General features: G+C 66.5%; 19 protein-coding genes. 9 read left to right on the top strand and 10 right to left on the bottom strand.

Features of this window, described 5'->3' with window-relative positions:
- Position 1: 1 nt before the first annotated feature.
- The 4 genes from AC07O0_RS13565 to AC07O0_RS13580 form a co-directional block, all read right to left on the bottom strand.
- On the bottom strand, positions 2–859 hold the full coding sequence (locus AC07O0_RS13565; protein ID WP_494623813.1) for an ABC transporter permease: 858 nt from the start codon (positions 857–859) through the stop codon (positions 2–4).
- On the bottom strand, positions 856–1,803 hold the full coding sequence (locus AC07O0_RS13570) for an ABC transporter permease (RefSeq protein ID WP_494623815.1): 948 nt from the start codon (positions 1,801–1,803) through the stop codon (positions 856–858). The genes AC07O0_RS13565 and AC07O0_RS13570 overlap by 4 nt, the downstream gene beginning before the upstream one ends.
- Before the next feature lie 208 nt (positions 1,804–2,011).
- Entirely contained in the window at positions 2,012–3,502 is a 1,491-nt protein-coding gene (locus AC07O0_RS13575; protein WP_494623817.1) for an ABC transporter substrate-binding protein, read from the bottom strand.
- A 188-nt stretch (positions 3,503–3,690) separates the two neighbouring features.
- Positions 3,691–4,428, bottom strand: a complete 738-nt coding sequence (locus AC07O0_RS13580) for a GntR family transcriptional regulator (RefSeq protein WP_494623819.1) — start codon at positions 4,426–4,428, stop codon at positions 3,691–3,693.
- Positions 4,429–4,587: 159 nt separating this feature from the next.
- Here AC07O0_RS13580 and uxaC point away from each other — a divergent pair, with 159 nt between their 5' ends.
- From uxaC to AC07O0_RS13625, 9 genes are all read left to right on the top strand, one after another.
- A complete protein-coding gene (uxaC, locus tag AC07O0_RS13585; protein WP_494623821.1) occupies positions 4,588–5,991 on the top strand; it encodes a glucuronate isomerase in 1,404 nt (467 codons plus the stop codon).
- Positions 5,988–6,839 carry a 5-dehydro-4-deoxy-D-glucuronate isomerase gene (gene kduI, locus AC07O0_RS13590; RefSeq protein ID WP_494623823.1) on the top strand — a complete coding sequence of 284 codons (852 nt, stop codon included), beginning with the start codon at positions 5,988–5,990 and terminating at the stop codon, positions 6,837–6,839. The genes uxaC and kduI overlap by 4 nt, the downstream gene beginning before the upstream one ends.
- Positions 6,839–7,603: a 2-dehydro-3-deoxy-D-gluconate 5-dehydrogenase KduD gene (kduD, locus tag AC07O0_RS13595; RefSeq protein ID WP_494623824.1), complete on the top strand. Its 765-nt coding sequence runs from the start codon at positions 6,839–6,841 to the stop codon at positions 7,601–7,603. Before kduI ends, kduD begins: the two co-directional genes overlap by 1 nt.
- On the top strand, positions 7,600–7,941 hold the full coding sequence (locus AC07O0_RS13600) for a cupin domain-containing protein (protein WP_494623826.1): 342 nt from the start codon (positions 7,600–7,602) through the stop codon (positions 7,939–7,941). Before kduD ends, AC07O0_RS13600 begins: the two co-directional genes overlap by 4 nt.
- A 94-nt stretch (positions 7,942–8,035) precedes the next feature.
- Positions 8,036–9,019 (top strand): TRAP transporter substrate-binding protein, encoded by a 984-nt coding sequence (locus AC07O0_RS13605; protein ID WP_494623828.1) that lies wholly within the window; start codon positions 8,036–8,038, stop codon positions 9,017–9,019.
- Between the two features lie 172 nt (positions 9,020–9,191).
- On the top strand, positions 9,192–9,725 hold the full coding sequence (locus AC07O0_RS13610) for a TRAP transporter small permease (RefSeq protein WP_494623830.1): 534 nt from the start codon (positions 9,192–9,194) through the stop codon (positions 9,723–9,725).
- 3 nt (positions 9,726–9,728) lie between these two features.
- Complete coding sequence (locus AC07O0_RS13615; protein WP_494623832.1) at positions 9,729–11,009, top strand: TRAP transporter large permease; 1,281 nt, start codon at positions 9,729–9,731, stop codon at positions 11,007–11,009.
- On the top strand, positions 11,006–12,475 hold the full coding sequence (locus tag AC07O0_RS13620) for a mannitol dehydrogenase family protein (protein ID WP_494623834.1): 1,470 nt from the start codon (positions 11,006–11,008) through the stop codon (positions 12,473–12,475). Before AC07O0_RS13615 ends, AC07O0_RS13620 begins: the two co-directional genes overlap by 4 nt.
- Before the next feature lie 164 nt (positions 12,476–12,639).
- Complete coding sequence (locus AC07O0_RS13625) at positions 12,640–13,500, top strand: transporter substrate-binding domain-containing protein (RefSeq protein ID WP_494623836.1); 861 nt, start codon at positions 12,640–12,642, stop codon at positions 13,498–13,500.
- Here AC07O0_RS13625 and AC07O0_RS13630 read toward each other — a convergent pair.
- The 6 genes from AC07O0_RS13630 to AC07O0_RS13655 all read right to left on the bottom strand — a co-directional run bounded on the left by AC07O0_RS13630 (position 13,455) and on the right by AC07O0_RS13655 (position 19,055).
- Complete coding sequence (locus AC07O0_RS13630) at positions 13,455–13,898, bottom strand: DUF983 domain-containing protein (RefSeq protein ID WP_494623838.1); 444 nt, start codon at positions 13,896–13,898, stop codon at positions 13,455–13,457. The genes AC07O0_RS13625 and AC07O0_RS13630 overlap by 46 nt on opposite strands.
- 151 nt (positions 13,899–14,049) lie before the next feature.
- Entirely contained in the window at positions 14,050–15,429 is a 1,380-nt protein-coding gene (locus AC07O0_RS13635; RefSeq protein ID WP_494623840.1) for an aminotransferase-like domain-containing protein, read from the bottom strand.
- Between the two features lie 93 nt (positions 15,430–15,522).
- On the bottom strand, positions 15,523–16,509 hold the full coding sequence (gene bioB / locus AC07O0_RS13640; RefSeq protein WP_494623842.1) for a biotin synthase BioB: 987 nt from the start codon (positions 16,507–16,509) through the stop codon (positions 15,523–15,525).
- Positions 16,506–17,081, bottom strand: coding sequence for a biotin transporter BioY (locus tag AC07O0_RS13645; protein ID WP_494623844.1), 576 nt, complete (start codon positions 17,079–17,081; stop codon positions 16,506–16,508). Before AC07O0_RS13645 ends, bioB begins: the two co-directional genes overlap by 4 nt.
- A gap of 359 nt (positions 17,082–17,440) precedes the next feature.
- The gene (locus AC07O0_RS13650; protein WP_476813105.1) at positions 17,441–18,217 is read right to left on the bottom strand and encodes an ABC transporter permease; all 777 of its coding nucleotides are present in this window, start codon (positions 18,215–18,217) and stop codon (positions 17,441–17,443) included.
- Positions 18,218–18,242: 25 nt separating this feature from the next.
- On the bottom strand, positions 18,243–19,055 hold the full coding sequence (locus AC07O0_RS13655) for an ABC transporter ATP-binding protein (protein WP_494623847.1): 813 nt from the start codon (positions 19,053–19,055) through the stop codon (positions 18,243–18,245).
- Positions 19,056–19,124 lie beyond the last annotated feature (69 nt).

The following is a 19,124-nucleotide window of genomic DNA, read 5'->3' on the forward strand; positions in this document are numbered from 1 at the left end:
ATCAATCCCGCGAGCGGCGCATGCGCGGATCGACCGCGTCGCGCAAACCATCGCCCAGCAAATTGAAGGCCAGCACCGAAAGTGCGATCGCAGCGCCCGGGAAGATCGCGAGCCAGGGCTGCGCCGCCATGAAGGTCTGCGCTTCGTTGAGCATCCGCCCCCAGCTCGGTGCTGGCGGCTGCGTGCCGAGGCCGAGATAGGACAGGCCGGCCTCGGCCAGGATGGCGAGTGCGAACTGGATCGTCGCCTGCACCACGAGCACGCCAGCGATGTTGGGCAGGACATGCTGGCGCGTGATCGCCATCTCGGTCAGCCCGGCCGCACGCGCCGCCAGCACATAATCCAGCGCCCAGCACTGCAGCGCCGCTCCCCGAGCAAGTCTCGCGAAATAGGGCAGGCTGAACAGTGCGATCGCGATCACGGCATTCATCATGCCGGGCCCCCAGACCGCGCTGATCATGATCGCCGAGAGCACCGCCGGGAAGGCGTGGCTGAAATCGGCCATGCGCATGATCAGATTGTCGAGCAGGCCGTCGCGCCGGATCGCGGCAATCAGCCCGAGCGCGCTGCCGATGGTCAGGCCGAGGCCGACCGCGCCAAGGCCTACCGCCAGCGAATTGCGGGCGCCGACCATGATCATCGAGAACACGTCGCGGCCGAACTGGTCGGTGCCGAACCAGTGCTCGGCCGAAGGCGGACGCAAGCGCTTCAGGATCGCCATCTGGGTCGGCTCATAGGGCGTCCAGAGATAGGAGACCAGCGCCATCGCGACCACGAGCCCGCCGAGCAGCAGCCCGGCGAGGAAGGATGGTGAGGCCCACCAGCGCCGTGGGTGGGAACGGGGCGCGACCGCGCTCATGACGCCTGCCGCAGGCGCGGATCGATCAGCCCATAGAGCAGTTCGATCGCGAAGTTGATGAAGACGACCAGCGCCGAAAACAGCATGACGAGGTCCTTGACCACGATCAGGTCATGCTGGGCGATCGACTGGAAGACGAGCCGCCCAAGTCCCGGCAGGGCAAAGACGTTCTCGATGATGATCGCGCCGGCCAGCAGCACTGAGAATTGCAGGCCCAGCACGGTGACGACCGGGATCAGCGCATTGCGCAGAACATGGCGCAGCATGGTCCGTCGCCGGCTCACTCCCTTGGCCCGGGCGGTGCGGACATAATCCTCCTGCATCGTCTCCAGCATGGCCGAGCGGGTGACGCGGGCGAGGATCGCCGCCTGCGGCAGAGCGAGCGCGACGGCCGGCAGCAGGAGTGAGCGCAGCGCCGGCCAGAAGCCGGCCTGCCAGCCCGGAAAGCCGCCGGCCGGCAGCCAGCCGGCACCGACCGCAAAGACCAGCACGAGCAGTAGGCCGAACCAGAAATTCGGGATGGCGAGCCCGGCCTGGGCGAAGACCATCACCGCCGCATCCCCGGCGCGGTTGTGGTTGGCCGCGGCGAGTGCCCCGAGCGGAATGCCGATGGCGGACGCGAGCAGGATCGCCATCGAAGCCAGCGGCAGCGTCACCACCATGCGCTCGCTGATCAGCTGCGTCACCGGCACGCGATAGGTGTAGCTGAGGCCGAGATCGCCGCTGACGAGCCCGCCGATCCAGGAGAAGAAGCGCAGCAGCGCCGGCTGGTCGAGCCCCATCTCGGCCCGCAGCGCGGCGAGCGCCTCCGGCGCCGCGTTCAGCCCGAGCGTCACCGCCGCCGGATCGCCCGGCAGGATCTCCAGCACGAGGAAGATGACGATCGCCGCACCGAGCAGCGTCAAGGCGAAGGCGAGGAGGCGGCGGAGCAGGTAGGCGGTCACAGCTTCACCTCGCAGCGAGAGGGTCGGACGGTGCTCTGCTCGCCGTCATTCCGGGGCAGGCCGATAGGCCTGAACCCGGAACCCAGAACCGATACCGTCACCGGAAGGAGCGGCGATCTTCGTGACTTTCCGAGAAACCATATCGGTTCTGGATTCCGGGCTCGCTGCTGCGCAGCGCCCCGGAAAGACGAAGAGGACGTCATAAGCGTCAGCGCCAGCGCACCTCCGCAAGCGGGGTCAACGGCAGCGGCCAGTCGGTCCACATGCCCTCCAGGTCGGCCCTGGTCACCGTGATCTTCGGCAGAATGAACAGGAAACCGTTGACCGCATCGCGCGCCAGCATGCGCTGGGCGTCGCCATAGAGCTTGTTGCGCTCGGCCTCGTCGACGGTGCGGTCGATCTTTTCGATCAGCGCCTTGAACTCGGGATTCCTGTACTGGAAGTAGTAGTCGTCGCGGGCGTAATTGGCGATGTCGAGCGGCTCGGTGTGCGAGATGATCGTCAGGTCGAAATCCCTGGCCTTGAACACCCGCTCCAGCCATTGCGGGAATTCAAGCGGCTCGATCTTGGCGGTGATCCCGATCTGCGCAAGCAGCGCCGCGACGATCTCGCCGCCGCGCCGGGCATAGGCCGGCGGTGGCAGGCGTAGCGTACACTCGAAGCCCTTGGGGAAGCCGGCCGCCGCAAGCAGCGCCTTCGCTTTGGCGAGGTCGACCGGATAGGTCTGGGTCAGGTCGACATAGGCCGGGTGCAGCGGCGAGAAATGGCTGCCGATATAGTCGAGATCGAAGCCATAGATGCCGAGCGCGATCGTCTTACGGTCGAGCACGTGCGAGATCGCCTGGCGTACCCGGACATCAGTGAATGGCGCCTTGGCGTTGTTGATGGCGAGGATGGTCTCGCCCTCGGTCTTGCCGAGCGTGACCTTGAGCTTGGGATCGGCCTTGAGCTGCGGGATCGCCTCCGGCGCCGAGAGATTGGTGAAGACGTCGATGTCGCCGGCCCTGAGCGCCGCGACCTGCGCCTGCGGGTCGGAGATGAAGCGGAAGGTCGCCTTTGCCAGAGAAGGCTTGGTTCCCCAGTATTCGTCATTGCGCGCCAGTTCGAGCCGGTCGCCGCGGTTCCAGCGTGCGAACTTGAACGGGCCGGTGCCGACCGGATTGGTCTTGTTGTTCGCCGCCGTCGCCGGCGAGACGATGATCGCGTCGCCCCATGAGAGCCCGTAGACGAAGTTCGCCGTCGGCTGCTTCAGCTTGATGGTGACGGTGACCGGATCGGGCGCCTCGATGCTCTCGATCGGGGTGAAGATCCAGCGCTGGGCATTGGTCGAATCGGGCGCGACCGCGCGCTCGAAGGAGAACTTCACATCGCGTGAGGACAGCGGCGTGCCGTCATGGAAGCGCGCATTCGCCCGGAGCTTGAAAGTGTAGGCGAGGTTGTCGGGCGCAAGCGTCCAGCTCTCGGCCAGCGCCGGCACGAGCTTGCCGGTGCGGTCCATCGCCACCAGCCCCTCGAAGATGTTCTGCAGCACGACCTCGCGGATCGCCTGCGCCGCGCCCGAGGTCGGATCGAGCGTCGGCGGCTCCAGCGTCATGCCGATGGTGACGGCGTCCTTGGCCTGTGCGAAGGCGGAAAGCGGAAGCTGGGTTGCGAGTGCGGCAAGGCCCGCTCCCGCCAGAAGATCGCGCCGCGTCGTCATCGTCCCGCCTCCATAGTCGTTGCGGGGCAAGATGGCGCGGGAGACGGGAGCGAGGCAAGAGCACTGAAGAGCGCGTCATGCTCGGGCTCGCCGCGAGCATCTCAGGCCGGAAGAGGCTCAAGTAACGCCTTCTCGTCACGCGATTCTCGGGTCTGCGCTACGCTTCGCCCGAGAATGACGCGCTCTTATCAAACAAAGTAATCCGGATAGCTCGCCTTGAGATGCACCAGATCGGGCAGCAGCGTTCCCAGATGCTGGCGCATCGCCACGACTGCGGCGGAGGCGTCATGCCGCCTGATTTCGTCGACGATGGCGAGGTGCTCGCGGATCACCATCGCCATCCGCCCCGGCACTGGCAATGTCATGCGCCGGCAGCGGTCGATCTGGCTCTTGGCCGCCTGGGCGAGCTTCCAGACGCCGGGATAGCCGGCGATGTCGGCGAGCACCTCGTGGAATTCCTCGTCGGCGAGGTGGAAGCGCTCCTGATCACCAGCCTCATGCGACTCGTGCAGCACGGCGATCGTCGCATCGAGCCGGGCGATGTCGTCCGCGCTCGCCATCCGCGCCAGCACCTCGACCGTGGCGCATTCCAACGCCTGGCGGATGAACACCGCCTCGGGGATCGCGCTGGTCGGGATGCGGGCGACGAAGGTGCCGGCCTGTGGAAAGATCTCGACCAGCCCCTCCTCCTTCAGCCGAATCAGCGCCTCGCGCACCGGCGTGCGGCTCATGCCGAAGCGGGCGGTGAGGTCCTTTTCGACCAGCGGAGCACCTGGCCGGACCACCATGTCGAGGATCTCGCGGCGGAGCTCGTCCTGCACGACAGAGGCAGCTGTGGCGCGGCCTGCCGTCGCCGCGGCGAGGCGTTGAGGCCTGCGTTCGCGGCGCGCTCCGCCGACCTCGCCTCCTCCTAGCGACTCCGACATCGTCCTATCCCGGCCATGATCGCTCCCTTATTGGACCACGATGCGTGCTCCGCAGCCAATCAGGGCGTAACACGGCTGGGCAGCGCATACTAGTATATTAGTATATTGACATCACCAGCGCCGGCCCTATGGTCCGGCCCGATAGGGGAAACGCCAGCGATGCTGCTGCACGACGATCGTCTTTTGCCTGCCGAACCGGTGACGCGCGGCATTGCGCGCCGCCTCTATGCCGGCGTCCGCGACCTGCCGATCATCTCGCCGCATGGCCACACCGATCCGCGCTGGTTCGCCGAGGACAAGCCCTTTCCCGATCCGGCGACGCTCTTCGTCAAGCCTGACCACTACATCTTCCGCATGCTCTATTCGCAGGGCATCCGCCTCGAGCAGCTCGGCATCGCCCGCAAGGATGGCGGCGAGGTCGAGAGCGATCCGCGCAAGATCTGGCGGCTCTTCGCCAGCAACTGGCACCTGTTCCGGGGCACGCCGACGCGGCTCTGGTTCGAGCACGCCGCCTTCTCGATCTTCGGCATCACCGAGCGCCTCTCGGCCGAGAGCGCCGACCGCATCTACGATCGCATCGCCGAGCAGCTGGAGCAGGACGCGATGCGCCCGCGCGCTTTGTTCGAGCGCTTCAAGATCGAGGCGATCGCCACCACCGAAGGCGCGCTCGATCCGCTGAAATGGCACGACATGATCAAGGCGTCCGGCTGGGGCGGCAAGGTCATCACTGCCTATCGTCCCGACAGCGTCGTCGATCCCGAGTTCGAGGGATTCAAGGACAATCTCGACCAGTTCGGCGAACTGACCGGCGAGGATGTCACGAGCTGGAACGGCTATCTCGAAGCCCACCGCAAGCGCCGCGGCTATTTCATCGAGCGCGGCGCGACCTCCTCCGATCATGGCCACGCCACCGCCCGCACCGCGAACCTGACGCCGGCCGAATGCGAAAAACTCTTCGCCAAGATCCTGAAGGGCAAGTTCTCGGCCGAGGACGCCGATGTCTTCCGCGGCCAGATGCTGACCGAGATGGCGAAGATGAGCCTCGATGACGGGCTCGTGCTGCAGATCCATCCCGGCTCCTACCGCAACCACAACCCATACCTGTTCGAGCAGTTCGGCCGCGACATGGGCTCCGACATCCCGCGCGGCATGGACTATGTCTCGGCGCTGAAGCCCCTGCTCGACGCGGTAGGCAATGAGCGTGGCCTCACCGTCATCGCCTTCACTCTCGACGAGACCAGCTATTCGCGCGAGCTCGCCCCGCTCGCCGGCCACTACCCGGCGCTGAAGCTCGGACCGGGCTGGTGGTTCCTCGATGCGCCCGAGGCGATGCTGCGTTTCCGCGAGCTCACCACCGAGACCGCCGGCTTCTACAACACCGTCGGCTTCAACGACGACACCCGCGCCTATCTCTCGATCCCGGCGCGCCACGACGTCGCCCGCCGGATGGACTGCCACTACCTCGCCAAGCTCGTCGCCGAGCACCGTCTCGACGAGGACGAGGCTGCCGAAGTCGCCCACGATCTCGCCTATCGCCTGGCCAAGGAGGCCTACCGGCTGTGACCAGCGCTACCAAGACCATCGACGAACGCCAGGCCGCCCATCCGCGCGACGTGCGCGGCTATGACACCGAGACGCTGCGCCAGGACTTCCTGATCGAGCGCATCTTCGTGCCCGGCGAAGTCGCGCTGACCTATAGCCATTACGACCGCATGATCGTCGGCGGCGCGATGCCGGCGGCCAAGCCGCTGACGCTCGATCCGTTCGCGCCGACCGGCACGCCCTTCTTCCTGGCGCGCCGCGAGCTCGGCGTGATCAATCTCGGCGGCACCGGCTCGGTCACCGTCGACGGCGAGCGCTTCGAGCTGCCCAATCTCGATGCGCTCTATGTCGGCCTCGGCGCCAAGGAAGTGTCCTTCACCAGTGCCGATCCGGCCAACCCGGCCAAGTTCTATCTGACCAGCGCCCCGGCGCATCGGGAGGCGAAGCACCAGCTCATCCGCAAGGACGACGCCAACACCATCCATCTCGGCTCGGCCGAGACCTCGAACAAGCGCACCATCCGGCAATACATCATGCCGAACAGCACCGGCACCAATCAGCTGGTGATGGGCATGACGGCGCTGGAGCCGGGCTCGGTCTGGAACTCCATGCCCTGCCACACCCATACCCGGCGGATGGAGGCCTATCTCTATTTCAACCTCGACCCCGCCCACCGCGTCTTCCATTTCATGGGCGAGCCGCAGCAGACCCGCCACCTCCTCGTCGCCAACGAGCAGGCGATCATCTCGCCGAACTGGTCGATCCATTGCGGCTGCGGCACCTCGAACTACTCCTTCGTCTGGGCCATGGCCGGCGACAATGTCGAGTTCACCGACATGGATGCCGCCCCGGTGGAGACCCTGCGCTGATGGCGACGGCCTCGCCCTTCTCGCTGGACGGCCGCACGGCGCTGGTCACCGGCGCCAATACCGGCATCGGTCAGGGCATTGCCCTGGCCTTGGCCGAGGCCGGCGCGAAGGTCGTCGCCGCCGGGCGTTCGAGCATGGCGGAGACGGAGAAGCTGGTCGCCGAGGTCGGCGGCAGCTGCTTCGCACTGCAGGCCGATCTCCAACAGGAGGGCATCGCTGCGCATGTCGTCGAGCAGGCTCAGGCGCTCGCCGGCCCGCTCGACATCCTCGTCAACAATGCCGGCATCATCCGCCGGGCGGACGCGCTCGATTTCAGCGAGAGCGACTGGGACGAGGTGATGAACCTCAATCTCAAGGCCAATTTCTTCCTGGCTCAGGCCTTCGCCAAGGCGGCACTCTCCGCCGGCCGGACCGGGCGCATCGTCAACATCGCCTCGCTGCTTTCCTTCCAGGGCGGCATCCGCGTCGCCTCCTATACGGCGAGCAAGAGCGGGCTTGCCGGCCTGACTCGGCTGCTCGCCTGCGAGTGGGCGGCAAAGGGCATCAACGTCAACGCCATCGCGCCCGGCTATGTCGAGAGCAACAACACCGAAGCACTGCGCGCCGATCCCGACCGCAACGCCGCGATCCTCGCCCGCATCCCGGCCGGGCGCTGGGGCAGGCCGTCCGATATCGGCGGCGCGGCCGTGTTCCTGGCGAGCGACGCCGCGGCCTATATCCACGGCGCGATCCTTCCCGTCGACGGAGGCTGGCTGGCGCGATGACCGACCGTCTCAACTCCTTCTTCCAGCATGATGCCGAGATCGCCTGGGAGCCGACCGAACCCGGCGTGAAACGCAAGATCATGGCCTATGGGCCGGACCTGATGGTGGTGCGCGTCGCCTTCGAGAAAGGCGCGATCGGCAAGGCCCACCAGCACCCGCACCGCCAGGCTTCTTACGTCGAAAGCGGCGTCTTCGACGTCACCATCGACGGAAAGACCAACCGGCTTTCGGCGGGCGATAGCTTCTTCGTGCCCGAGAACCTCGTCCACGGCGTCGCCAACATCGAGGCCGGGCAGTTGATCGATTCCTTCACGCCGATGCGGACGGAATTTTTGTGAGAGCTCGCCGTGTCGGCCGTGCCGGCGCGGCTCCCGTCTGGGGACAAGAACGACCGGAATAAGCCGGCAACTTTATTGGGGAGAGGACAAGACCATGCTCAATCGACGGAGTTTCTCCGCGCTCGCCAGCGTCGCTTTCGCCGCGCTGCTCGCGACCTCGGCTCAGGCGCAGAACGTCACCCTGCGCTCGACCGACATCCACCCGACCGACTATCCGACGGTCGAGGCCGTCCGGCATATGAGCAAGCTGCTCGATGAGCGCACCCAGGGGCGGATCAAGATCAACGTCTTCCATTCGGCCCAGCTCGGCCAGGAGAAGGACACGATCGACCAGACGCGCTTCGGCGTCATCGACATCAACCGCATCAACATGGCGCCGTTCAACAACCTGATCCCGGCGACCAACGTGCCCTCCCTGCCCTTCATCTTCCGCTCGGTCGACCATATGCGGAAGGTCATGGACGGCAAGATCGGCGATGACCTGCTCAAGGACTTCGAGAAGCACGATCTGATCGGCCTCGCCTTCTACGATTCCGGCTCGCGCTCCTTCTATAATTCCAAGAAGGCGATCAACTCGCCCGCCGACATGAAGGGCATGAAGATCCGCGTGCAGCAGTCCGACATGTTCGTCGCGCTGGTCTCGGCGCTCGGCGCCAACGCCACGCCGATGCCGTTCGGCGAGGTCTATTCGGCCCTGCAGACCGGCGTCATCGACGGCGCCGAGAACAACTGGCCGTCCTATGAATCGACCCGGCATTTCGAGGTCTCGAAATTCTATTCGGTGACCGAGCACTCGCTCTCGCCGGAGGTGCTGGTGATGTCGAAGAAGAGCTTCGACAAGTTCAACGCCGCCGACCAGGCGCTGATCAAGGCTGCCGCCAAGGAGTCCGTCGCCAAGATGCGCGAGCTCTGGGACGCCCGTGAGAAGGCCTCGGAAGCCAAGGTCAAGGCCGGCGGCGCCCAGGTCAACATGGTTGAGAAGCAGCCCTTCATCGACGCGATGAAGCCGGTCTACGACAAGTTCGTCACCGACGCGAAGCTCAAGGACATGGTCGCTGCCATCCAGGCGGTGAAATGAACTGACCAGCGGGGCGGCTTCCGGGCCGCCTCGCCCGTTTCTGTCATCCCGGACAAGCCGCGAAGCGGCGCTGATCCGGGATCCATGCCTGAACCGTTCCGGCATGGATCCCGGGTCTTCGCTTCGCTGCGCCCGGGATGACTCAAGAAATTTAGACAGAACCGGACATCCCATGCACGCCTTCACCGCGCTTCTGACGCGCCTCGGCGCCAAGCTCAGCCTCTATGCCCTGTTCACCGCCGGCACCGGCCTCGTCCTGATGACGATCATGGTCGCCTGGGGCGTGTTCGGCCGCTATGTCCTCAACGACACGCCGATCTGGGTCGAGGCCGGCTCGCTGTTCCTGATGTCCTGGTTCATCCTCTTGGGTGCCGCCGTCGGCGTACGCGAGAGCGACCATCTCGGCTTCGAGGTCGGGCTGGTGATGTCGCCGCCGCCCGTGCGCGCCGCGCTGATCCTGATCGGCGAAGGTCTGGTCTGCGCCTTTGGCATCGCCATGCTGGTCTACGGTACCCAGCTCGCCGCCGGCACCTGGAGCGACCGCATGCCGATCATCGGCATCTCGCGCGGCTGGGACTATGTGCCGATCGCCGCCGGCGGCGCGCTGATCGCCCTGTTCGCGCTCGAGAAGATGCTGCTCTTCGTCACCGGCGAGAAGCAGGCCCCGCTCGGCTTCGGCCATTTCGGCTCCGAGCAGGAGGTCTGAACCATGGAACTCTGGGTTCTCTTCGGCACCTTCTCGCTGCTGCTGCTGATCGGCGTGCCCGTCGCCTTCTGCCTCGGCATCGCCTCGGTCGCGACCGTGGTCTATATGGGTCTGCCGCCGGTCGTCGTCTTCCAGCAGATGAACTCCGGCATGAACGCCTTCGCCATGATGGCGATTCCGTTCTTCATCTATGCCGGCGACCTGATGATCCGCGGCGGCATCGCCGAGCGGCTGATCCAGATGGCGGCGAGCCTGGTCGGCCATCTGCGCGGCGGGCTCGGCCAGGTCAACGTCGTGACCTGCACGCTCTTCGGCGGCATCTCCGGCTCAGCCGTGGCGGACGCTTCCGCCGTCGGCGGGCTGATGATCCCGCAGATGAAGAAGCGCGGCTACGACGCCGACTACGCCGTCAACGTCACCGCGAATGCGGCGATCATCGCGCTCTTGATCCCGCCCTCGCACAACATGATCATCTATTCGCTCTCGGCGGGCGGCAATCTCTCGATCGCCGATCTCTTCACCGCCGGCGTCATCCCCGGCCTGCTGCTCTGCGCTGCGCTGATGTTCGCCGCCTGGGCAGTGGCGGTGAAGCGCGGCTATCCGCGCGAGCCTTTCCCGGGCCTTGCCGCCGTCGGCCGCTATGTCGTGCTGGCCCTGCCCGGCATCCTGCTGATCGGCATCATCTTTGGCGGTGTCCGCTCCGGCGTTTTCACCGCGACGGAATCCTCCTGCGTCGCCGTGGTCTACGCCATCCTGGTCACCATCCTGGTCTATCGCCAGCTGACCTGGACCGCCTTCGTCGAGGCGACGCTCGGCGCCGTCCGCACCACCGCCATGGTGCTGCTGGTGATTGGTGCTGCCGGGTCCTTCGGCTGGCTGATGGCCTTCCTGCAGGTGCCGCAGGCGACGATCGCGGCGATGAAGGCGGTCTCCGACAACCCGCTCGTCATCCTTTTGATGATCAACATCATCCTGCTGGTGCTCGGCACCTTCATGGACATGGCGCCGATGATCATCATCTGCACGCCGATCTTCCTGCCGGTGGTCAAGGCCTTTGGCGTCGACCCGATCCATTTCGGCGTGATCCTGATCCTCAACGCCGGCATCGGCCTCAACACCCCGCCGGTCGGCTCGGTGCAGTTTGTCGCCTGCGCCATCGGGCGCATCTCGATCGGCGAATCCATGCGCACGATCTGGCCGTTCTACGGCGCCTCTGTTGCCGTGCTCCTGCTGGTGACCTATGTGCCCGGCATCTCCCTCTGGCTGCCGAGGCTGTTCCATTGACCCGTCTGTCCTCCGCCACCCTTGCCGCGCTTCCGGCCGCCGTCAGACGGCCGGGCTATGACCGCAGCAAGCTCCAGCCCGGCATCGTCCATCTCGGCCTCGGCGCCTTCACCCGCGCCCATCTATGCGAGTTCACCGACGACGCGCTGGAGCGGGAGTTCGGCGCCTGGGGCATCATCGGCGCCAGCCTGCAGCGGCCCGACCAGCGCGACCGGCTCAAACCTCAGGACGGGCTCTACACCTTCCTGAAGCGCGCCCCGGCCGGGCCCGAGCTGCGCGTCATCGGCTCGGTGCTCGACGTCCTCGTCGCCCCCGAGAGTCCGCAGGCGCTGGTGGCGAAGCTTGCCGCGCCCGAGACGAAAATCGTCTCGCTCACCGTCACCGAGAAGGGCTATTGCCATGATCCGGCGACCGGCAGGCTCCGGGGCGACCATCCCGACATCGTCCACGATCTCGCCAATCCCGCTGCGCCGCGCTCGGCGATCGGCCTGATCGTCGCCGGCCTCGCCGCCCGCAAGGAAGCCGGCCTCGGCCCCTTCACCGCGCTCTGCTGCGACAACCTCCCCTCCAACGGCCATGTCCTCGCCGGCCTCGTCCGCGATTTCGCCGCGCTGCGCGACGACAAGCTCGCCGCCTGGATCGAGGCCAACGGCGCCTTCCCCTCGACCATGGTCGACCGGATCGTGCCGGCGACGACCGAGGCTGATATTGCCGAGGTCGCGAGCCTGCTGGGCCTCGACGACGCCGCACCCGTGATCGGCGAGCCTTTCCGGCAATGGGCGGTGGAAGACGTGTTTGCAGCGGGCCGGCCGCGCTGGGACGCGGTGGGCGCGCAGATGGTCTCGGAGGTCGCGCCCTTCGAGTTCATGAAGTTGCGCATGCTCAACGGCGCGCATTCGAGCCTGGCTTATCTCGGCTATCTCGCCGGGCACGAGACGGTCGCGGCGGCGAGCGGCGATCCGGTCTTCGCCCGTTTCCTGCAGGGGCTGTGGAGCGAGATCACCCCGACCGTGCCGGCTCCGCAGGGCGTCGATCTCAAGACCTATGCCGGCGACCTGCTCGCCCGCTTCCAGAATCCGGCGATCAAGCATCGCACCTGGCAGATCGCCATGGACGGCTCGCAGAAACTGCCGCAGCGCCTGCTCGGCACCATTCGCGAACGCCTGAAGGCTGGCGCGCCGATCGACCATCTTGCCCTCGGCGTCGCCGCCTGGATGTCCTATGTCACCGGCACCGACGAAAAGGGCGAGCCGATCGACGTGCGCGATCCGCTCGCCGGAGAATTCGCGATCCGCGCCAAGGCCCTCGGCCGCGACGCCGTAGCGCTGAGCAGCGCCCTGTTCGGCATCGGCGCGATCTTCGGCGACGACCTGCCGCGCGAGGAGCGCTTCACGCGGGCCGTGGCCGGTCATCTCGGCAGCCTGTTCCAGAAGGGCGCGAAGGCGACGGCTGCGGCGCTGGGCTAGGAACGCCCGTCATGCTCGGGCTTGACCCGAGCATCTCAGGCCGGAAGAGGCTCCACCGGACGCCCTCTCGTCACGAGATTCTCGGGTCTGCGCTTCGCTCCGCCCGAGAATGACGCGTTCGGTCCCCCTTGATCCTCACCCCACCCTGACGCCAGATACAGGCGATGTTCGCCCGCTTCGCCAACGCCCTGGCCACGAGCGCCCTCGCTGCTCTGCTGCTCCTGCCCTCAGCTGGAGCGAAGGCCCAGGCGCAGCCAGCCGCGACCTATGTCGTGCCGAACTACTGGGATCCGAATGTCCGGGTCGAGCGGCCGGATCTCGGTCCGCCGCGGGTGATCCGTTTCCTGACCGACGACGATTTCCCGCCGATGCATTTCGCCACGCCCGAAGGTGGCGTCACCGGCTTCTCGGTCGAGCTCGCTCGTGCCGTCTGCGAGAAGCTGGCCCTGAGCTGCACCATCCAGGCGCGCCGCTTCGACACCTTGCTGGATTCCCTCGCCGAGGGCCGCGGCGACGTGCTCGCCGCCGCCATTCCGGTCACAGCTGAGCTGCGCTCACGTTTCGCCGCCAGCCAGATCTATCATCGCTCGCCGGCTCGCCTGCTGACGACACGCGGCAATGCCCGGGCTGAGCTCGAACTGGGTAGCTTGCGCGGCACGCGCGTCGCCGTCGTCTCGGGCACGGCGCATGAGGCCTTTCTCGAACGGCTCGCCCCGTTCATCCAGCGCCGTACGGCACCCGACCTGCAGGCGGCGCTTGCTCTGCTGCGCAGCGGCGATGCCGAATATGTCTTCGGCGACGGGGTCGCACTGGCGCTGACCATCGCCGGGCGCGGTGGCAGCGAATTCGCCTTCGCCGGCGGCCCTTATCTCGAAGCGCGCTATTTCGGCGAGGGCGTCGGCTTCCTGCTGCGCAAGGACGACCTCATCCTGAAGCGGGCGATCGACTACGCGCTGCAGGGCCTCTGGGACGATGGCACCTATGCCAGGCTGTTCATCCGGTTCTTCCCGGTCAGCCCGTTCTGAGTGTCATCCTTGGCCGGCTGACTCGGCTTCGCCAGGCGGCCTTCCTCCGCCTTGTAGAAGAACTGCGAAGCGACGAGCCAGCCCTTGAGCGGCCGCAGCGGCGGGATGCAGGTCAGCAGCACCAGCGGCAGCGTCGTCACCAGATGCACCCAGGTCGGCGGCTGGTAGCTCAGCTCGAGCCAGAGCGGGAAGGCCACGGCCGGCACGCAGACGAACATCATCACGAAGAAGGCCGGACCATCCGCCGGATCGGCGAAGGAGTAATCGAGCCCGCAGGCCTCGCAACGCGGCTTCAGTGTCAGGAAGCCGTCGAAAAGCTGCCCTTCGCCGCAACGCGGGCAGCGGCCGCGCAGACCGGTCTTGAGCGGAGACAGCGCCGGCCAATGCTGATGTGCCATGTCGTCCTCCTGACGGTGAAGCAGCATGATTGACTGCATTCATCGGAGATTGACCGCTACATAGCGCCAATATTGATTGCAGTCAATATTGGCAAGCGTGCAACACTGTCGCAGGTCATGCGCCTGATACAGGCCGTTGCGATCAAGCCGGCTAGAGCGCGCGAACACTCGCTTCCGGCGCCTGCTCCAGCGCGTGCGCCATGAAGGCGAGCGCATCGCTGAGCGCCTTGCGCCCAATCGGTCCGCCCAAGCAGATGCGGGCAGCCTCCGGCGCCGGCCCCTTCGCGGCGAAGGCGTCGCTGGCGACGATGCCGATCCCGGTCGCCTGCATCTGCCCGACGAAAGCTGCGCGAGTCCAGGGCGGCGGCAATTCCAGCCAGAGATTGAAACTCAGCGGATCCGTGCGGCTTAAGCCCGCCGGCAGGATCTCGGCCGCGAGCCGCTGCCGCGCCGCCGTCTCCGTCCTGAGAAAATCGAGCAGCGCATCGGCACTGCCATCCTCGATCCAGCGCGTCGCCAGCGCCGCGGTCAGGGGCGAGGCCATGATGCTGCTGGCACGCAGGGCCGCGGCGAAGGGCCAGCCCGAGCGGACATCCGGCGCCACGACATAGGCGAGCCGCAGGCCGGCACCGAGGCATTTCGACAGACCGGCAATGTGCCAGGTCAGTTCAGGCGCGAGCGCAGCGAATGGGGCTGGTGCCGCGCGAGGCACGAAGCCATAGGCTTCGTCCTCGATGATCACCACGCCATGGCGGCGAGCGATCGCCACGATCTCGCCGCGCCGCTCTGCCGGCATCGTGATCGTCGTCGGATTCTGCAGGACTGGATTGAGATAGAGCGCCTTAGGCTTCAATCGCACGCAGGCCTCGGCGAAAGCCTCGGGATCGAGGCCGTCGGCGTCCATCGTCAGACCAGTGAGGGCAAGGCCGAGTTGTGCGCAGATCGAACGGATGCCGGGATAGGTCAACGCCTCGCACAGCACCGGATCGCCCGGCCTGGCCAAGCTAGCCAGGATCGCCAGCAGCGCCGCATTCGCGCCCGGCACGACGAAAAGCCGCTCGGGCGCCGGTGCCAGGCCACGCCGGCCGAGCCAGAGCGCGGCCGCGGCCTTGTCGGCGGGCGCGCCGCCGAGCGGCTGATAGCGCAGCAGACTGACGAGCCGCTCGCCGACCTCCGCCATGCCCTGCCTCAGCCGGGCGATCAGCACGGGATCGTCGGGCTCCGGCGGCAGGGTCATCGAGAGGTCGACCAATTCCACTGCTGGTGCCCGCGGCGCCGCGACCTTGGCCGGCGAGGCCTTGACGAAGGTGCCCTGCCCGACCCGTGACTCGACCAGGCCGCGCCGCTGCGCCTCGACATAGCCGCGCGCCACAGTGGTGAAGTCGACCGCAAGCGCCTCGGCCAGCCGCCGTTGCGGCGGCAATCTATCTCCCGCTGCCAGCGCCCCCGCCGCGATGTCGGCGGCGATCCGATCGGCAATGGCGAGATAGCGCGGCTTGTCGCTCTGGGTCAGGTCCGGCAGCCAATCCATCGATGCGATCCGTCATGAGGCGAAGCACTGAATGGATTGACTGTATATTGTTGCAGAGGATCGTTGTCACCTGCCTGCCGAGTGCGAGGTGGGTTATCCTGCCTGTACCTGCGGTCGGGCATCCGCCAGGCCGCTGATCGCCGCGAACAGCCCGGCATCCGCGCCGATGCCGGCGTTCGGCGCCGTCAGCAATGTCTCGCCATAGAACAGCGAATTGGCGCCGGCGACGAGGCAGAGGATCTGCGCCTCGCGCCCCAGCGTTGCCCGCCCGGCCGACAGCCGCACAGTCGCCGCCGGCATCACCAGCCGGGTCGCCGCGACCATCCGGACGAGATCAAGCGGATCGACCGGCGGACGCCCTGCCAACGGCGTGCCCGCGACCGGGATCAGCGCGTTGATCGGCACGCTCTCCGGGTGCGGCGTCAGTACGGCGAGCGCCTGCAGCATCGCGGCCCGATCGCGCACGCTCTCACCCATGCCGATGATGCCGCCGCAACAGACCTCAATACCCGCCGCCCGCACCGTCGCGAGCGTATCCAGCCGGTCTTGGAAGGTCCGGGTCGTGATGATGCTGCCGTAGAACTCCGGGCCGGTATCGAGGTTGTGGTTGTAGGCGGTCAGGCCGGCCTGGGCGAGGCGCTCGGCTTGGTGCGGCTTCAGCATGCCGAGCGTGACGCAAGCCTCCATGCCGAGCGTCCTGACGCCCCAGACCATGTCGATGACGGCATCGAATTCCTTGCCGTCGCGAACCTCGCGCCAGGCCGCGCCCATGCAGAAGCGCGAGGCTCCAGCAGCCTTGGCCCTGGCAGCCAGCGCGACCACCCGCATCGGGTCCATCAGCCGCTCGCGGGTTAATTCGACCTCGCGGTGATGTGCCGATTGCGGGCAATAGGCACAGTCCTCCGGGCAGGCCCCGGTCTTGATCGAGAGCAGGCTCGCCTTCTGCACGTCGTTCGGATCGTGATGGCTGCGATGCACACCATTGGCCCGGCCGATCAGCTCGAGCAGCGGCAGCTCATAGAGCGCAACGACCTCTTCGACCGTCCAATCATGGCGGATATCCCCGTCGACGCCGCTCATGAGCGCCACCGCTCACCAAGGCGCAAGGCGGCCGGCGCAAGCGCGGCGCCGACGGCGACCACGCCGATCTTGATGAGGTCGCCGAGCACGAACGGCCACAGGCCGACAGCCAAGAGCTGCGATGCCGGCACGAACAACGCCAGCCAGGCGAGCCCGAGGCTATTGATCAGAGCAAGCCCGGCGAGCATGGCAAAAACCTGCCCGAGCAGGCCCCCGCCCTGAGCGAGCCTTCCGACCAGCCAGCTCGCGACCAGAAAGCCGGCGAGATAGCCGCCGGTCGGGCCGAGCAGATAGGCAAGGCCAATACCGCGCTCCGGCGAGCCGGAGAATACCGGAAACCCGGCCGCGCCCGCGACGAGATAGGCGGCGACGATCGACACCGCCATCTGCGGCCCGAGCGCCACGGCAAACGCCATGACGGCGAGCGTGTGCAAGGTCATCGGCACCGGCCAAAACGGGATTTGCGTCTTGGCCGCGAGCACCATTAGGCCAACGCCTGTGATCACGACTGCTGCGCGTCGGGCGACGGATGCGAGCCGGATCGCCCGGCTCCCTGTCAGGGTGGAAGGCATTGAAATCTCCAGTTATCTATAATTTACTGATTGATCGATAAATTACTCCATGAATATCAGGATTTGGCAAGCCTGGGAATCTGAGGCGCTTCTAACCGCCAAATCGAATCACCCGGAAAGATCGAAAAACGATAATTTCGCGCAAAAAATCGACCCATCAAGGCCATTTTGTCGCAAATTTTTCCTGAGAAATAGTTTTATAGATAATTTTTAAATCAAGGCCTTTACAGCCGAGGAAATCGCCGGAGGACGCCATCTGACCGGGCAGCAGCAGGGCCCGCCCCTGTGCGAGAACCAAGGCAGCCCGCGATATGAATACTAGAATGCGGCCGTCTCGACCGCCGGAGCTCGGGGTAGGTTCAGCCGACGATCTCGCCGCGGAAGGCCCAGCGCGTCATCCGCCGCTCGACCAGAGCGCAGGCGGCGTACATCAGCACGCCCATGATCGCGATGGCGAAGAGGCCGGCGAAGGTCGTGGCGGAATCGTTGCGGGCACCGGCCGAGAGCATCAGAAAGCCGATGCCGCGATTGCCGCCGACCGTCTCGGAGATCACCGAGCCGATGAAGGCGAGCGTCACCGCGACCTTCAGGCTGGCGAAGAGATAGGGCATGGCGCGAGGCACGCCGACCTTGGTCAGGATCTCCCACTGGCTGGCGCCAAGCGAACGCATCACGTCGCGCATCTCCGGCTCGATCGTGGCAAGGCCCGTGGCGACGTTCACCACGATCGGGAAGAAGGAGATGACGAAGGCGGTGATGATCGCCGGCAGAGCCCCGACGCCGAGCCAGATCATCAGGATCGGCACGATCGCGACCTTTGGCACGGCGTTGAAGGCGATCAGCAGCGGGTAGAGCCCGGAATAGACGAATGGCGAGGCGCCGACGGCAAGGCCGAGCAGCACACCGAAACCGATCGCCAGCACGAAGCCGATCGCCGTCGTCCACAAGGTTTCCAGGCAGTATCGCAGCAGGATGTCCCAGCGCTGGACCATCACCTCGAAGATGCGCGTCGGCCTCGGCGCCAGGATCTCAGGCACGTCGAAGACGATGCAGGCAAGCTCCCAGAGCAGCAGCAGCCCGGCCATGGCGAGCCAGGGCATGGCGACGAGCAGGACCTGCCTCTGCCGATCAGTCATTTTTCGATCCCGCCGGGGGGCTGCATCACGCATGCTCCATATGGATGCGCTCACGCAGGTCGTGGACGATGTCGACGAACTCGGCGGTGAAGGTCGTCTCCAGCGTGCGGGGCCGCGGCAGCTCGATCTTGCTGATCTTGACGATCCGCCCCGGCCGGCGGCTCATCACATAGACGGTGTCGGCGAGATAGACCGCCTCGCGCAGGTCGTGCGTCACCAGCACCGCGGTGAAGCGGCGCTCCAGCCAGAGCGCCTGCATCACGCCCCAGAGCTCCTCGCGGGTGAAGGCGTCGAGCGCCCCGAAGGGCTCGTCGAGCATCAGGATCTCGGGCTCGTGCACCAGCGCCCGGCACAGGCTGGAACGCTGCTGCATGCCCCCCGAAAGCTGCCAGGGGAACTTGTCGCCGAAGCCGCCGAGGCCGACCGAGGCGAGCAGCGTCTCGACCCGCTCGATATACTCGGCCTTGTTCCTGCGGAAGCGGCGCTTGTGCGGCTCGACCACTTCGAGCGGCAGCAGGATATTGTCGCGCGTCGTGCGCCAGGGCATCAGCGTCGGCGCCTGGAAAGCCATGCCGACGCCGCGGATCGGGCCCTTGACCGGCTGGCCGTGGACGCGGACCTCGCCGCCGCTCGGCGGCAGCAGGCCGGTGACCAGCTTCATCAGCGTGGACTTGCCGCAGCCGGAGGGGCCGACCACGGCGATGAACTCGCCCTTGGCGATGTCGAGCGTCGCATCCTCCAGCGCCAGCATGCGCGAGGGGCCGCTGCCATAGGCGAGGCTGACCTTGCGCAATTCGACGAGGGGCGTGTCGGTGGAAGCCGGCATGAAGAGCGTCATTCTCGGGCTTGTCCCGAGAAGCTCAGGACGAGGAAACTCCAGGAGATGGCCGGGTCAAGCCCGGCCATG

The organism is Allobosea sp. GW821-FHT10B12 (assembly GCF_059415545.1).

What these genes read in the sequence shown, in the direction of transcription:
- kduD (WP_494623824.1), top strand. Translation starts at nt 6,839, where the DNA reads ATGGCGACGGCCTCGCCCTTCTCGCTGGACGGCCGCACGGCGCTGGTC.
- bioB (WP_494623842.1), bottom strand. Translation starts at nt 16,509, where the DNA reads ATGAGCGGCGTCGACGGGGATATCCGCCATGATTGGACGGTCGAAGAG.
- AC07O0_RS13600 (WP_494623826.1), top strand. Translation starts at nt 7,600, where the DNA reads ATGACCGACCGTCTCAACTCCTTCTTCCAGCATGATGCCGAGATCGCC.
- AC07O0_RS13565 (WP_494623813.1), bottom strand. Translation starts at nt 859, where the DNA reads ATGAGCGCGGTCGCGCCCCGTTCCCACCCACGGCGCTGGTGGGCCTCA.
- AC07O0_RS13605 (WP_494623828.1), top strand. Translation starts at nt 8,036, where the DNA reads ATGCTCAATCGACGGAGTTTCTCCGCGCTCGCCAGCGTCGCTTTCGCC.
- AC07O0_RS13645 (WP_494623844.1), bottom strand. Translation starts at nt 17,081, where the DNA reads ATGCCTTCCACCCTGACAGGGAGCCGGGCGATCCGGCTCGCATCCGTC.
- AC07O0_RS13655 (WP_494623847.1), bottom strand. Translation starts at nt 19,055, where the DNA reads ATGACGCTCTTCATGCCGGCTTCCACCGACACGCCCCTCGTCGAATTG.
- AC07O0_RS13650 (WP_476813105.1), bottom strand. Translation starts at nt 18,217, where the DNA reads ATGACTGATCGGCAGAGGCAGGTCCTGCTCGTCGCCATGCCCTGGCTC.
- AC07O0_RS13580 (WP_494623819.1), bottom strand. Translation starts at nt 4,428, where the DNA reads ATGTCGGAGTCGCTAGGAGGAGGCGAGGTCGGCGGAGCGCGCCGCGAA.
- AC07O0_RS13630 (WP_494623838.1), bottom strand. Translation starts at nt 13,898, where the DNA reads ATGGCACATCAGCATTGGCCGGCGCTGTCTCCGCTCAAGACCGGTCTG.
- AC07O0_RS13575 (WP_494623817.1), bottom strand. Translation starts at nt 3,502, where the DNA reads ATGACGACGCGGCGCGATCTTCTGGCGGGAGCGGGCCTTGCCGCACTC.
- uxaC (WP_494623821.1), top strand. Translation starts at nt 4,588, where the DNA reads ATGCTGCTGCACGACGATCGTCTTTTGCCTGCCGAACCGGTGACGCGC.
- AC07O0_RS13610 (WP_494623830.1), top strand. Translation starts at nt 9,192, where the DNA reads ATGCACGCCTTCACCGCGCTTCTGACGCGCCTCGGCGCCAAGCTCAGC.
- AC07O0_RS13625 (WP_494623836.1), top strand. Translation starts at nt 12,640, where the DNA reads ATGTTCGCCCGCTTCGCCAACGCCCTGGCCACGAGCGCCCTCGCTGCT.
- AC07O0_RS13635 (WP_494623840.1), bottom strand. Translation starts at nt 15,429, where the DNA reads ATGGATTGGCTGCCGGACCTGACCCAGAGCGACAAGCCGCGCTATCTC.
- AC07O0_RS13615 (WP_494623832.1), top strand. Translation starts at nt 9,729, where the DNA reads ATGGAACTCTGGGTTCTCTTCGGCACCTTCTCGCTGCTGCTGCTGATC.